Source organism: Rhodobacteraceae bacterium M385 (genome assembly GCA_025141835.1).
Classification (GTDB): domain Bacteria; phylum Pseudomonadota; class Alphaproteobacteria; order Rhodobacterales; family Rhodobacteraceae; genus Gymnodinialimonas.
The window spans coordinates 878,958-891,626 of sequence record CP081102.1; the positions used below are offsets into that span (position 1 = coordinate 878,958).

Genomic DNA, 12,669 nt, shown 5'->3' on the forward strand with positions numbered 1-12,669 from the left:
GGCCAGCCCCCTTGGCGACTTTTTCGGGGAAAAAGCGCGCCTACCCCCGGAGGTGTAAGGCCAAGGTGAAGGGGCGGTTGCGTGTTAGTAGCCGAGATCACGGTTGACGAGATGGAGGAAAGGCTCCCCTGCTTCGCCACGGCGGATGTTCTCGGAAATGATTTGTGAGGCCGTATCCGGGCGGGTCTCGGACGCGATGTGGGGCGTGACGGTGACCTTTGGGTGGGCCCAGTAGGGATCGGTCGCGGGCAGAGGCTCGGTTCGGAACACGTCGAGAGTGGCGTGGGCGATATGGCCGCTGTCGAGGGCGGAGAGGAGGGCTGCATCGTCGATCAAGGGTCCACGGCCGGGGTTGATGAGGATGGCCCCCTTGGGCAGCGCGGCGAGGGTTTCGGCGTTGAGGATATTCTCGGTCGCGGGGGTGTCGGGGAGCAGGAGGATGGCGATTTGCGCGTCTGAGAGGGCCGCGGTGAGGCCTTCTGCGCCATGATGCGTTTGCACATTCTCGATGGTTTTGGCGGAGCGGGACCAGCCGCTGACCGGGAAGCCCAGTTGGTGGAGGGCCTTGGCCACCGCTTGCCCCAAAGCGCCGAGACCAAGGACGGTAACGGGGCGGTTCCGCGCCAAAGGGGGGGCGCTGTCGTTGCGCCAGGTGCCGTCTTGCCCGTGGATATGGGTATCCATGTCGAGGTGGTGGCGCAGGGTGTGGCCGACGCACCATTCTACCATGCCATCGGTCAGGCCCGCGTCCACCATCCGGGCGAGCGGGGCCTTGAGGGTGGTGTTGCCGGTGACTTCTTCCACCCCGGCCCAGAGGTTCAGCACCGCCTTCAGGCGCGTGTAGGGGGTGAAATCCTGCACCGAGGAATTTGGCGCATAGACGATGTAATCCACTTCAGCCGGGGTGCTGGTATCGGTTGTCAGGCCCGTGTCGCTGATACCTGCCGCCGCGAGGGCATTGCGCAGGTGCGGCTCATAGGTGTCCCACCGCTCGGATTTGGCGGCGAAGAGGATCTTGGGGGCGGTCATGGGCAGTTCCTTTAACGGGCGCGGTGCACATGGGCTGATTGCACCAAACCGAAGGCGGCCATCAAGACCAACATCGCCGATCCGCCGTAACTGACCAGCGGAAGCGGCACGCCCACCACGGGAGCGAGGCCCATCACCATCGCCATATTCAACGCGAAGTAGAGAAAGAATGTGACCGCAACGCCCATCACCATCAGGGAGGCGTAGCGATCTCGGGCCATCATCGCCGTGGCGATGCAGAAGACGAGGATCAGCACGTAGAGCAGTAGAAGCGAAGCGCCGCCGATGAAGCCAAATTCCTCGGCCAAGGTTGGGAAGATGAAGTCGGTATGGCTCTCGGGCAGGAAATCCCCTTGGATCTGGGTGCCCTGCATATAGCCGCGCCCGGTCCACCCGCCTGAGCCCAGGGCGATCTGGCTTTGGGTGATGTGATAGCCATCCCCCAAGGGGTCGGAGGAGGGGTCAAGGAAGGTATCAATGCGTCCGTATTGGTAGTCAGCCAGCAATTGCCACCCCGTGCCCCGGCTGGCGAAGACCGCCGACACGGCGCCCACAGCGATGCCGATGACCGACACGAAGTAGAGCCAGTGCATCCCCGCCATGAACATGACCGATCCGCCGCCCATCAGAATCAGCAGCGATGTTCCAAGGTCCGGCTGGATGAACGTCAGCCCCACCGGCAGGCCGATAATCGCCAGTGGAATGGCCACGTAGAGCGGGTGAGATATCTTCCCCAGATCAAGCCAATCGTAATAGGCGGCCAGCATCATCACCACGGTGATCTTCGCCACCTCGGACGGTTGTAGGCGCATGAAGCCAAGGTCAATCCACCGCTGCGCACCGCCGCCGGACACGCCGAAGAACTCCACCCACAATAACAAGATCACGCCGACGATATAGGCCAGCACGGACATGTTGCGCCAAAACCAGATTGGCACCATGGCGATAATTAGCATTACGGTGAACCCTAGCGCGAAACGGATCATCTGCGCTTCGGCCCAGGGGGTGAACGAGCCTCCGGCGACGGAATAGAGCATCAGCCATCCCACCGCCGCGACCGAGGTAATTAGCAGCGCCAAGGCCCAGTTCAGGTGCAGGATCTTGCGCCATCCTGTGGGGGTGGATTTGACGTGGTATTCTAGGAAGCTCATGCGCGGCGAGGCTCCCTTCCCGATGGCACGGGAGGTGTCTCTAGGATCGGCAGGCTATCGTGCATCTGCTGGATGCTGCGGCGTTGGCTGACGGGGTAAAGCTCGGACGGGGGCACATCGCCCACTTGGGCGCGTAGCAGCACATCGCGGCCAATGGGGGCCGCCGCGGTGGACCCGCCGCCGCCATGCTCCACGATGACCGAGACCGCGTAGCGCGGATTATCGTAGGGGGCGAAGCCGACAAACAGCGCATGGTCGCGCCGTTCCCAAGGCAGATCGCGGTTGTTGATGACCCCGGCCGCGCGTTCGGCAGCGGTAATGTTGCGCACTTGGCTGGTGCCGGTCTTGCCCGCGATTGCATATTCATCTCCCATCACACGGCTCCGATATGCCGTCCCACGAGAGCTATTGCTGACCCGCCACATGCCGCGATGGACCAGCGCTAGATGTTCCGGATCAATCCCCAAGTCAGGCGCGGCCTCCCCACGGCGCGGCAACCCGTTGAGGGATCGTACCAACGAGGGTTCTAACGCGCGGCCCGAGGCGATGCGGGCCGTCATTACTGCTAGGTGCAGGGGGGACGACAAAACAAACCCCTGCCCGATGGAGGCGTTCAGCGTGTCGCCCACCACCCAATCTTGGTCGTAGCGCTGGCGCTTCCATGCCATCGTTGGCGCAAGTCCCTGCGCGATGGAGGACAGGGGCAAATCGTGGCGCACGCCGCATCCCAGCCGAACCGCCATGGCCGAGATATTCTCGATCCCCACGCGCTGAGCGAGCTCGTAGTAATATACGTCGCACGATTGCTCCAGGCTGCGGGCAAGGTCCACGCGGCCATGGCCGCCTCGGCTCCAACAGTGGAAGCGGCGGTTACCGACTTCCATATATCCGGGGCAATTCACCGTTTCGTCTGGCGAGATAAAGCCGCCCTCAAGCGCCGCCAATGCCACGATCATTTTGTAGGTCGATCCCGGCGGGTAGAGGCCTTGGGTCGATTTGTTCGACAGCGGGCGATAGGGGTCGTTCAGCAAGCCGTTGTAGATCGTGGCCGACAAAGGGCGCGTGAAGATCGACGGATCGTAGGAGGGGGCCGATGCTAACGCCATGATGTCGCCGTTCTGACAGTCCATCACCACAACGCCCGCGCTTTCACCTGTCAGGCGGGCTTCGACGTAGTTTTGCAGGCCTGCGTCCACGGTCAGTTGCACATCGCCGCCCGCAACGGCGGGGTCGCGGTCCAACTCTCGCATCACGCGGCCATTGGCGTTGACCTCCACCCGTTTGGTGCCGGCGTTGCCGCGCAGGGTTTCTTCCAGGCCTTCTTCCACGTTCAACAGGCCGACCTGAAAGTCGGGGATGCTGAGAACCGGGTCATTGTCGCCTGTGTCATTGCGATAGCCGTCGGGCACATTGCGCACATAGCCCACGACATGGGCGAAATCCGCGCCCATCGGGTAGGCGCGCGACAGGCCGACTTCGGGGTTCACGCCGGGCAGGGCGGGGGCGTTCACGGCGACCGAGGACATTTCCTCCCAACTCAGGCGGTCGGCGATGGTAACGGGCACCCAGGGGCGCACGGCGAAGATTTCCTCGCGTTTGCGGGCAAGCCCCTCCACGTCCAGCGTCACGATCTGGCTGAGGCGGTCCAGCACCGCGTCCACGTCATCGGCATCTTCGCGCACGAAGGTGATGCGGTAGACAGGTTCATTACCCGCCAGCAGCACGCCCGAGCGGTCAAAGATCAGCCCGCGTTCCGGGGGCAAGACGCGGATGGAGATGCGGTTATCTTCGGCCAGAAGGCGGAAATCGTCGGCGCGCTCCACCTGCAAGTACCGCATCCGCCCGGCCAGCACCGCCGAGGTGCCCAGAAACAGCCCGCCCACAATCAGCCCACGCCGCCCGATCTGGCGGGTGCTGTCTTCAAGCTCTTTGACGGTGCGTTTCATGGGGCAGTGCAGACCTGGGGTTAGTGCGACTCAGAGAGCTTCAAGCTCCGTCGGGCCGAGTTTACGGACACGGAGCACGAATTTCGAGATGGCAACCACGATTGGGTAGACCGCAACCGTCACAATCCCATGAGCCAAGGTAAGCCCGAGAGAGTCCAAATTCACCAGCAACATCCACAAGACAAGGCGGTTGAGCAAAACCATGCCCAACACCAGCGCTGCCACCGTGCCCCATTCCACCAAAAACGGCAGTTCCGTCATCGTGAGCCGACGACGGCGCAGGCTTTCGGCGGCGATCAGCAACAGCGCCGTCCAAAGGCCGGGCGGGCGCATGAACAGGAAATCTGCCAGCAAAAACACGACAAGCAGCAGCCCAATAGGCACCAACAAGGGTTGGCGCACCATCCACGCAAAGGCCAGCAAAACAAGTAGATCTGGGTCAGGAATGCCCGATGCAGCCAAGTTCAACGGCAATAGCTTCAGCGTGATGATGCTAAGGCTTAGGCCGAGAAACATGGCGCGGTAGGTCCAGATATGACGGGCGGAAAACGCACTCATGGGGTGGCTTCGGGCGCTTCGGCGCGGGCCGCATCCAAGGGTACCAAGCTGCCGTCATCGTCCAGCGCCATACCTTCAGGCGGCCACGGTGGGCCGATCAGGTCGGCGGGCGTGTCTAGCGTTGTACCGGGGTGGCTGCGCATCACCCGCATGAAATTGAGTCGTTGCAAATCGGCGGATAACCGCGCCCGCATCCGCCCGTCCGAGGTGAACACGGCCTGTCCCACCAGCAACCCCGGCGGAAACAACCCGCCATCGCCCGAGGTCACAATCCGATCGCCCGCCGCCACGTCCTGCGGGTCGTCGATGAAATCGAGCACCGGCGTGCCGGAATTATCCCCCATCAACAACGCTTGTTGGCCCGATGGCATGATCGTCACCGGAATACGGCTTGCCGCATCGGTCAGCAGCAACACCCGGCTGGTGCTTTCGCCAACGCCCGATATCCGGCCCACAACGCCCAAGCCATCCATCGTGGCCCACCCGTCCAGAATGCCGTCGCGTGCGCCCACATTCAGCAGCACCGAGCGCCGGAAAGGAGAGCCGCTATCGGCCAGCACGATCCCCGTCACATAGGTCAGCGCCGGGTCCAGTTGCACACGGTTCAGGTCCAGCAGCCGGGCGTTCTCCTGCTCCAGCTGCAAGGCGGCCTCGCGCCAGGAGCGCATTTGCTGCAACTCTCGGCGCAGTTCTTGGTTCTGTTCAAACAGGCGGGCGTAGCTTTGGAAGTCTTCGGCCATCCGCGCGATGCCTGTGACCGGGGCCATCATCCATTCCATGTTGGGCACATAGCGGTCGATGATCGCGGCGCGCATCCGTTCCACACGCGGGTTGTCGATGCGCCAAATCAGGACAAAGACGAACAGCAATATCACCAGCACCGCCAACAGCAAACGCCGGACGGGTCGGGAATAAGAATCGTCGTAACTGTCCCGGGCCATCTATCGCCTTTCGGGGAAACTTTTTTGCGGCGGGGCTTTAGCTATCGTAATCAATCGCATGACGCAGGAGGTTTTCGTACTCCAACGCCTTACCCGTGCCGAGCGCCACGCAGTTGAGGCTCTCGTCCGCCACGCTGATTGCCAAACCTGTCTGCTCTCGCAGGGCCAAGTCCAACTCTCCCAACAACGCGCCGCCGCCTGTCAGCATGACGCCTCGGTCCACGATGTCTGCGGCCAGATCGGGTGGTGTGGCTTCCAACGCGCCCATGACCGCTTCGCAAATCTGCTGCACTGGTTCGGCCAGGGCTTCGGCCACTTGGGCTTGGCTGATCTCGGTCTCTTTCGGGACGCCGTTCAACAGGTCGCGCCCGCGAATGCGCATCGACGCGCCACGCCCATCGTCAGGCATCCGCGCGGTCCCGATAGAGGTTTTGATCCGCTCTGCCGTGGCTTCGCCGATCAGAAGGTTATGCTGGCGGCGCAGGTAGCTGATAATCGCGTCATCCATCCGGTCACCACCCACACGCACGGACCGCGCGTAGACGATGTCGGCCAGCGACAGAACCGCGACCTCAGTCGTACCGCCGCCGATGTCCACAACCATGGAGCCGGTCGGATCGGTGATCGGCATACCTGCGCCGATGGCGGCTGCAATAGGCTCCGCGATCAGGCCCGCTTTACGCGCTCCCGCCCCCAGAACCGACTGACGAATCGCGCGTTTTTCCACGGGCGTGGCGCCGTGGGGAACACAAACGATGATCTTTGGTTTGGTGAACGTCGTGCGCTTATGAACCTTCGAGATGAAGTGCTTAATCATCTCTTCAGCCACGTCAAAGTCCGCGATCACGCCATCGCGCATAGGGCGAATGGCCTGAATGGAACCGGGCGTCCGCCCCAGCATCAGCTTGGCATCCTCGCCAAAGGCCAGCGCCTTCTTGACGCCGTCCTTGACCTGATAGGCCACCACCGAGGGCTCGTTCAAAATAACACCGCGACCGCGCACATAGACCAGCGTATTCGCGGTCCCGAGATCAATCGCCATGTCAGAAGAAAACAGGTTGCTGAAAAATCCAACCATGGGGCGCGGTCCAATCGTCAATTCAAAAAGGGGCCTCCCCTTATCGAGGATGCCCACCATAGACTCGGCATATAGCCTTTGCCCCCCTTATGCCGCAAGGGGGCTAGGCGCAGCATTGCCGATGCGCGGTGCGCAGGCTAACGTTGGCCTATGGTTAACACCGCCGCGTCGATCACCATAAATGAACGCACTGCCGAGATCTTCGGGCCCTTGTTCGAGGGTCGTGATTGTAGCAAATGCAGCGCCTGTTGTACTCATATGAATGTCGTCTCAGACGACTATAGCAAGCCCGCGGGGCAGCCATGCGCGCATCTGTGTGCTGCTGGGTGTGGAATTTACCAAACGCGCTTTCCGGTGTGCCACAAATGGTATTGCCTGTGGCGACATATCGAGGCGTTGCCCGATGAGGCCCGACCAGACCGCCTCGGCGCGATCTTGACGTTCTCGGAGCCGCCCGAGCCATCGCACTTATTCCGCCGTGCGTTCGTCAACGCGATTCTGTTCGACAAGGCCTGTGCCAGCGCCGGCCCGCTATTTGACGAGGTTTTGGCGATGTTTGCAGAAGGCGATTTGCCTGCCTGGGTCAGCGATGGCCCAACGTCGGTCCTGTCCTACCCGCACCCCGACGTGGCGGCCTGTGCGATGGGCCAGCCCAACGCCGATGTCGCCGTCAGGGTCGAGGCCGCGCGCTGGACCACGGGTTTGCGGACTTAGCGCTGGCAGGTGAAATCACCGCGATAGACCTGCACGGCGATGTTGCATTGGCGTAGAGCATCACAACAATTCTTGGTCGTTTCAGTCACAAGTGCTGTACCGAACACGCCTGATTGTACCCGCGTATTGCGGCTATCGTGTTACTCGATAGTAACTGCGCTTGATTGGATCTCTGCGCGGCTGGCGCAGGATTGCAGTTCCCGCATTATCGGATTGAGGTGCAGAAACACGCCGTCGCGCAACTGTCCGACTTCGCCAATGTTCACCCGCTCGCCTGTGGGTGACAGTTCGTAGATGCGGTTCTCTAATGGGCACGATTGCTGCGCTTGGACGGAGGTGCTTGCGAAAAGCGCGGCAACGGTGCCGAGGCGCACAGCGGTGGGCGATGGAGGCATTGGAAAATCCTTATATCTCTCAATGTGTCCATCTTACGGACGCGCCTTTTGCCTATCCAAAGAAAAGGGCGCCCGCTGCTGGGCGCCCGTTGTATTCACATTCTGAACGCGCTTAGTCGACGTCTTTATAGGACACTTCAGCCACGTCGCCGCCAGTCTTGTCCCGACGCACGATCAGACGGTTGAGCGCGTTGACGTAGGCCTTCACGCTGGCAACGACCGTATCGGTATCCGCCGATTGGCCCGTCGCAATGCGCCCGTCTTCTTCCACCCGCACGGTCACGGTGGCTTGCGCGTCCATGCCTTCAGTCACGGCGCTCACTTGGTACAGTTGCAACGCGGCCTCGTTTGGATACACCGCCTTTACCGCGTTGAAGGCCGCGTCCACGGGGCCATCGCCTTGGGCCGTGGCCTGCTTGTCTTCATCGCCCACGCGAAGGGATAATTCCGCCGTCTGAGGCGCCTCGGTGCCGCAGACAACGCGCAGGAAGTTAACCTCTAGATGTCCGTCGCCGTCGCTGCCCGCGTCGGTGACCAGCGCGATCAAATCATCATCGAAGACCTCTTTCTTGCGGTCAGCCAGCGCTTTGAACCGCACGAACAGGTCGTTCAGCTGGTTGTCGGCCAGATCAAAGCCCAAGTCCTTCAACTTGGACCGCAACGCCGCCCGACCCGAGTGTTTGCCCATGACGATGTTCGTCTCGACCAGACCCACATCTTCGGGACGCATGATCTCGAACGTATCGGCGCTTTTCAGCATCCCGTCTTGGTGGATGCCGCTTTCGTGGGCGAAGGCGTTCTTGCCGACGATGGCCTTGTTTGGCTGTACGTTGAAGCCCGAAACCGTCGCCACGCGGCGGCTGAGGTGCATGATCTTGGTCGAGTCGATCTTGGTGGTGTAGGGAAGGATGTCGTGGCGGGTTTTCATCGCCATCACGACCTCTTCCAAGGCGGTATTCCCTGCGCGTTCGCCCAAGCCATTGATCGTACACTCAATCTGGCGCGCGCCGCCTGCAACGGCGGCAAGGCTGTTGGCGGTCGCCATGCCCAGATCGTTGTGGCAGTGGGTGGCAAAGATGACTTCATCGGCGCCGGGCACTTCGGCAATCAGGCGGCGGATCAGATCGGCGCTTTCCTCGGGCGCGGTGTAGCCCACGGTATCGGGGATGTTGATCGTGGTAGCCCCTGCACGGATCGCGATTTCCACAGTGCGGGCCAGAAAATCCCACTCGGTCCGTGTGGCATCCATCGGAGACCACTGCACGTTTTCGCACAGATTGCGCGCGTGGGTGACGGTTTCGTGGATCTTGTCGGCCATCTCGTCCATCGTCAGGTTCGGGATCGCCCGGTGCTGAGGCGAGGTGCCGATAAACGTATGGATACGTGGCGAATTGGCGTGTTTCACCGCTTCCCAGCAGCGGTCAATGTCCTTGAAGTTCGCCCGTGCCAAGCCGCAAATCGTTGAATTGACCGAGTTCTTCGCAATCTCGGACACGGCGTTGAAGTCGCCTTCGCTGGCAATCGGGAACCCGGCCTCGATAATATCGACGCCCATGTCGTCGAGCAGGCCGGCAATCTCCAGCTTCTCATCATGGCTCATGGTGGCACCGGGCGATTGCTCGCCGTCGCGCAGGGTGGTGTCAAAAATCAGGACGCGGTTTTCGTTGGTCATATTATCGGTTTCCTTAGCATGTGTGGTGGTGTCTCCGGCGCGGTTTCCCCTCTGAGCGGTCGCGCCAAAAGGCACGCTCAGAGGCGGCTAAGGAGGAGGAGACCAAGCAGCGCAGACGGCAGCGAGGCCGTCGGAATAATGATATGTGGGCGCGTGGTCATTGGCGCAGACAATACTGATCCCGCGCCGCTTGAAAACCCTAAAATTGACCGCGCGACGTTTGACCCGGTGCGACCGCCCGCTAGCTTCAGCAATATGATGAAAGCTCTGGTTATAGGAGCCTCCGGCGGGATCGGGCGGGCCATGGTAGATGAAATGCGCGCGCGCGGCGGCGATGTGACGTCTCTGTCACGGCGCGGTGAAGGCCTGGATGTGAGCGATGCGCATAGCGTGGACCATGTGCTCGGTGGGCTAGATGGGCCGTTTCAAACGGTCTTTGTGGCCACCGGTATTCTGGCGCCGGAGGGGGCCACGCCCGAAAAGCAACTAAGCGCCATCAATGCAGACACCATGGCCCGTGTCTTTGCGGTGAACACGATCGGCACCGCCAATATCCTGCGGCACTTGCCCCGTCTTTTGCCGCGAAAAGGGCGCTCGGTCACGGCGATCCTGACGGCGCGGGTCGGTTCGATTTCCGATAACAAGATTGGTGGGTGGCATAGCTACCGCGCCTCCAAGGCGGCGGCCAATATGCTGATCCGCGGCGCGGCGATCGAACTGGCGCGCACCCACAAGGACGCCATCGTCACCGCCATGCACCCCGGCACGGTCGCCACGCCCTTTACGGCGCATTATGCGGCGACCCACAAGACCACCCCCGCCGACGCGACGGCTGCCATGCTCTGCGATGTGATGGAGGGGGCGACGCGAACGGGCGTGTTTGTGGATTACTCGGGCACTGAGATCCCTTGGTAAAAGGGCGGCACGTCCAGCGTTTCTGAGACCGTGTTCCATGTGCTAGGCTGCGTTTGAGTTAGCGGAGGGCTTAGGCAAATGGCCGAGAACAAGACAAAAGCTACGGGCGCTGATGTAGGTACTTTTATCGACGCTGTCGAACATCCCACTCGCCGCGCCGATGCCCAAGCTCTCGACGCGTTGTTTCGCCGAGTGACAGGGTTTGAGCCGCGCATGTGGGGACCTACGATCATTGGCTATGGCCGCTACGATTACACCTATAAGTCTGGTCGGTCCGGTTCCTCTCTGGCGACGGGGTTCAGCCCGCGCAAGGCCAACCTGTCGATCTATATCATGCCCGGTTACGCGGATTTCGGGGACCTGCTAGCGCGGTTGGGCAAGCATAAGAAGGGCGCATCGTGCCTGTATGTGAACAAGCTGGCGGATATTGATCTGAGCGTGCTGGAAGAGATTATCAGGGCGGGGTTACAGGACTTGGACGGTATTTGGCCCGTGAAACCTGCGTGATTGGCGCAAGGGACGACACGGCGCGAGGCTCAAGGCTGGAGGCGGCTACAGGCCAAGCACGGCGACAGGGGTGTCGGGCACAGGCGGCCCGACAACAGGCGAGGGGTGCGCAAGGATGCGCCCCGGCAACACGATCCGAAACCGCGCCCCGGACATATCTTCGTCCATATCGGGTTTCAAAACCTCAAACGCACCGCCCCGGCTGGTGACGAGCTTGGCAATCGCGCGTAGCCCAAAGCCGTGGGCACCGCTTCGCTCTTCTCCTTTCTGGGTGAGATATTGCAACGTCGTCCCTTCGGGCAGACCCGGCCCATCGTCGGCAATGTCGATGTGAACGATCCCCCGTGGGGCATCATCCGACAGCGCCACGGTGATGTGATGGTCGCAGTAGCGTGCCGCATTGGACATCAGGTTGCGCAGCGCCATTTGGACCAACACTTCGTCACATTCCACATGGGCCTTCGGCGCTTCGATGGCCAAGACCTTCTCGGGGTCCACCATTGCGGCAATATCGGCGCAGAGGCGGCCCAGATCGACGGCTTTATGGGGGGGCGTTTCCCGCTCCAATGTTCGGGCGCGTTCCAATGTCGCGGTGATCTGCGTCAGCGCTTCGTCCACCGTGTTGGAGGCTAGGCGCAGAAGTTCGGATTTGCCGTCGCCGAAGTCGTTAAAATCCTCCAACACCAATTCTATCAAGCTCGAAACGGTGGCCAGAGGGCTGCGGGCGTCATGGGCGGCCATCGTGGTGAACAGGCGCATTTCATCGAAGCGTTCGGCCATATCTGCCAGAGCCTCAGCCGCGGCGAATTCCCTTTCCTTGGCGTCCGTGATCGGGGCGGTCACCCCCAAAACGACCTTCCCGTCAAAGCCATGGGGCTTGGACAGCGTCGTTTGCCACCAAGTCTCTTTCCCGTCCAACATCGCGCATCCTTCGTAGGAAATCGGCGCTTGCCCGGTCAGACATTGACGAATGTTTGTCTCCAGCCTTTCGGCCATCCGAGGAGGAAACCTTTCCAACGGAGAGTTGCCGATAAACTCGGCAAAGGGCATGTCGGTGACACGGGTAAGTGCGGCATTAGCATGGACAAATTCCAAACGGTCGCCCGGGCGCAGCGCAATGACGCACATCGGCACATCAATGCCGTCTACCCACGCGATAAGCCGCTCCATCGCATCGACGGTGTCAAAAGTCTCTTGCCTAGCCATCTGGGCCCCTTTGCAGTTTGGTCCCACGCTAGGATTTGCCAGAAGTGTATTAACAAATGGTTGCGAAATGAGAGGCCGTGCCGACGTGGCCGAGGATCACTCCCACCAGCGATCAACCGAGGCGATATCGGCGTCGGACCAGCCGAAGTGATGGGCAAATTCGTGCACCAGCACATGGGTCACAAGTTCGGCCAAGGTAACGTTCCCCCGGTCCACCCATTCATCCAGAATGGCCCGGCGAAACAGCCAGATCGTATCAGGCCGCTCGGGCATATCCAGCACCGATTTCTGGGTCATCGGGATGCCATCATATAGCCCGGTCAGCTCATATGGGTCTTCCATGCCCAGATCGGTCAGCATCTGCACATCGGCCACGTCTTCGACCATAATCACCACATCTCGGGCAGGTCCGGCCCAGGGCGGTTCCAAGGCGTCGCGGGCGGCATGGGCCAACGCTTCAATCGTCGCGAGGTCGGGGGCGGTAAGATCGGCACTCATCCCCCCGATATGGACAAATCTGGATACACATGAAAGAGGAAGGCCCGCATTCCTTGCCC

13 protein-coding genes are annotated in these 12,669 nt (G+C 61.3%); 3 read left to right on the forward strand and 10 right to left on the reverse strand.

All coding sequences use genetic code 11. From position 1 onward, the window contains the following. Window positions 1-84 precede the first annotated feature (84 nt). From K3728_04300 to K3728_04325, 6 genes are read right to left on the reverse strand one after another with little or no spacing between them, the layout of a single operon-like run. A complete protein-coding gene (locus K3728_04300) occupies window positions 85-1,029 on the reverse strand; it encodes a glyoxylate/hydroxypyruvate reductase A (protein ID UWQ96463.1) in 945 nt (314 codons plus the stop codon). Between the two features lie 11 nt (window positions 1,030-1,040). Next, window positions 1,041-2,180, reverse strand: a complete 1,140-nt coding sequence (gene rodA / locus K3728_04305) for a rod shape-determining protein RodA (GenBank protein UWQ96464.1) — start codon at window positions 2,178-2,180, stop codon at window positions 1,041-1,043. Then, window positions 2,177-4,126 carry a penicillin-binding protein 2 gene (gene mrdA / locus K3728_04310; protein ID UWQ96465.1) on the reverse strand — a complete coding sequence of 650 codons (1,950 nt, stop codon included), beginning with the start codon at window positions 4,124-4,126 and terminating at the stop codon, window positions 2,177-2,179. Before mrdA ends, rodA begins: the two co-directional genes overlap by 4 nt. Window positions 4,127-4,156: 30 nt before the next feature. Next, complete coding sequence (locus tag K3728_04315; protein ID UWQ96466.1) at window positions 4,157-4,684, reverse strand: rod shape-determining protein MreD; 528 nt, start codon at window positions 4,682-4,684, stop codon at window positions 4,157-4,159. Then, entirely contained in the window at window positions 4,681-5,625 is a 945-nt protein-coding gene (mreC, locus tag K3728_04320; GenBank protein UWQ96467.1) for a rod shape-determining protein MreC, read from the reverse strand. Before mreC ends, K3728_04315 begins: the two co-directional genes overlap by 4 nt. A gap of 37 nt (window positions 5,626-5,662) precedes the next feature. Beyond that, window positions 5,663-6,703, reverse strand: coding sequence for a rod shape-determining protein (locus K3728_04325; protein UWQ96468.1), 1,041 nt, complete (start codon window positions 6,701-6,703; stop codon window positions 5,663-5,665). Window positions 6,704-6,853: 150 nt separating this feature from the next. Here K3728_04325 and K3728_04330 point away from each other — a divergent pair, with 150 nt between their 5' ends. After that, window positions 6,854-7,417: a hypothetical protein gene (locus K3728_04330; protein UWQ96469.1), complete on the forward strand. Its 564-nt coding sequence runs from the start codon at window positions 6,854-6,856 to the stop codon at window positions 7,415-7,417. Between the two features lie 140 nt (window positions 7,418-7,557). On the opposite strand, the gene K3728_04335 is transcribed toward K3728_04330, so the two are convergent. Both K3728_04335 and K3728_04340 read right to left on the reverse strand, forming a co-directional pair. Beyond that, on the reverse strand, window positions 7,558-7,812 hold the full coding sequence (locus K3728_04335; GenBank protein UWQ96470.1) for a hypothetical protein: 255 nt from the start codon (window positions 7,810-7,812) through the stop codon (window positions 7,558-7,560). Between the two features lie 112 nt (window positions 7,813-7,924). Beyond that, window positions 7,925-9,484, reverse strand: coding sequence for a 2-isopropylmalate synthase (locus tag K3728_04340; protein ID UWQ96471.1), 1,560 nt, complete (start codon window positions 9,482-9,484; stop codon window positions 7,925-7,927). A gap of 255 nt (window positions 9,485-9,739) precedes the next feature. On the opposite strand from K3728_04340, the gene K3728_04345 reads away from it, so the two are divergent. Both K3728_04345 and K3728_04350 read left to right on the forward strand, forming a co-directional pair. Next, the gene (locus K3728_04345; GenBank protein ID UWQ96472.1) at window positions 9,740-10,399 is read left to right on the forward strand and encodes an SDR family NAD(P)-dependent oxidoreductase; all 660 of its coding nucleotides are present in this window, start codon (window positions 9,740-9,742) and stop codon (window positions 10,397-10,399) included. A gap of 78 nt (window positions 10,400-10,477) precedes the next feature. Next, on the forward strand, window positions 10,478-10,906 hold the full coding sequence (locus K3728_04350; GenBank protein UWQ96473.1) for a DUF1801 domain-containing protein: 429 nt from the start codon (window positions 10,478-10,480) through the stop codon (window positions 10,904-10,906). A 45-nt stretch (window positions 10,907-10,951) separates the two neighbouring features. Here the strand turns inward: K3728_04350 and K3728_04355 are convergent, their stop codons facing one another. Further along, complete coding sequence (locus tag K3728_04355) at window positions 10,952-12,112, reverse strand: PAS domain-containing sensor histidine kinase (GenBank protein UWQ96474.1); 1,161 nt, start codon at window positions 12,110-12,112, stop codon at window positions 10,952-10,954. Window positions 12,113-12,208: 96 nt separating this feature from the next. After that, window positions 12,209-12,610 (reverse strand): metallopeptidase family protein, encoded by a 402-nt coding sequence (locus K3728_04360; protein ID UWQ96475.1) that lies wholly within the window; start codon window positions 12,608-12,610, stop codon window positions 12,209-12,211. Window positions 12,611-12,669: the final 59 nt, after the last annotated feature.

What these genes read in the sequence shown, in the direction of transcription:
- rodA (UWQ96464.1), bottom strand. Translation starts at nt 2,180, where the DNA reads ATGAGCTTCCTAGAATACCACGTCAAATCCACCCCCACAGGATGGCGC.
- K3728_04300 (UWQ96463.1), bottom strand. Translation starts at nt 1,029, where the DNA reads ATGACCGCCCCCAAGATCCTCTTCGCCGCCAAATCCGAGCGGTGGGAC.
- K3728_04340 (UWQ96471.1), bottom strand. Translation starts at nt 9,484, where the DNA reads ATGACCAACGAAAACCGCGTCCTGATTTTTGACACCACCCTGCGCGAC.
- K3728_04360 (UWQ96475.1), bottom strand. Translation starts at nt 12,610, where the DNA reads ATGAGTGCCGATCTTACCGCCCCCGACCTCGCGACGATTGAAGCGTTG.
- mrdA (UWQ96465.1), bottom strand. Translation starts at nt 4,126, where the DNA reads ATGAAACGCACCGTCAAAGAGCTTGAAGACAGCACCCGCCAGATCGGG.
- K3728_04345 (UWQ96472.1), top strand. Translation starts at nt 9,740, where the DNA reads ATGATGAAAGCTCTGGTTATAGGAGCCTCCGGCGGGATCGGGCGGGCC.
- mreC (UWQ96467.1), bottom strand. Translation starts at nt 5,625, where the DNA reads ATGGCCCGGGACAGTTACGACGATTCTTATTCCCGACCCGTCCGGCGT.
- K3728_04350 (UWQ96473.1), top strand. Translation starts at nt 10,478, where the DNA reads ATGGCCGAGAACAAGACAAAAGCTACGGGCGCTGATGTAGGTACTTTT.
- K3728_04335 (UWQ96470.1), bottom strand. Translation starts at nt 7,812, where the DNA reads ATGCCTCCATCGCCCACCGCTGTGCGCCTCGGCACCGTTGCCGCGCTT.
- K3728_04325 (UWQ96468.1), bottom strand. Translation starts at nt 6,703, where the DNA reads ATGGTTGGATTTTTCAGCAACCTGTTTTCTTCTGACATGGCGATTGAT.
- K3728_04315 (UWQ96466.1), bottom strand. Translation starts at nt 4,684, where the DNA reads ATGAGTGCGTTTTCCGCCCGTCATATCTGGACCTACCGCGCCATGTTT.
- K3728_04355 (UWQ96474.1), bottom strand. Translation starts at nt 12,112, where the DNA reads ATGGCTAGGCAAGAGACTTTTGACACCGTCGATGCGATGGAGCGGCTT.
- K3728_04330 (UWQ96469.1), top strand. Translation starts at nt 6,854, where the DNA reads ATGGTTAACACCGCCGCGTCGATCACCATAAATGAACGCACTGCCGAG.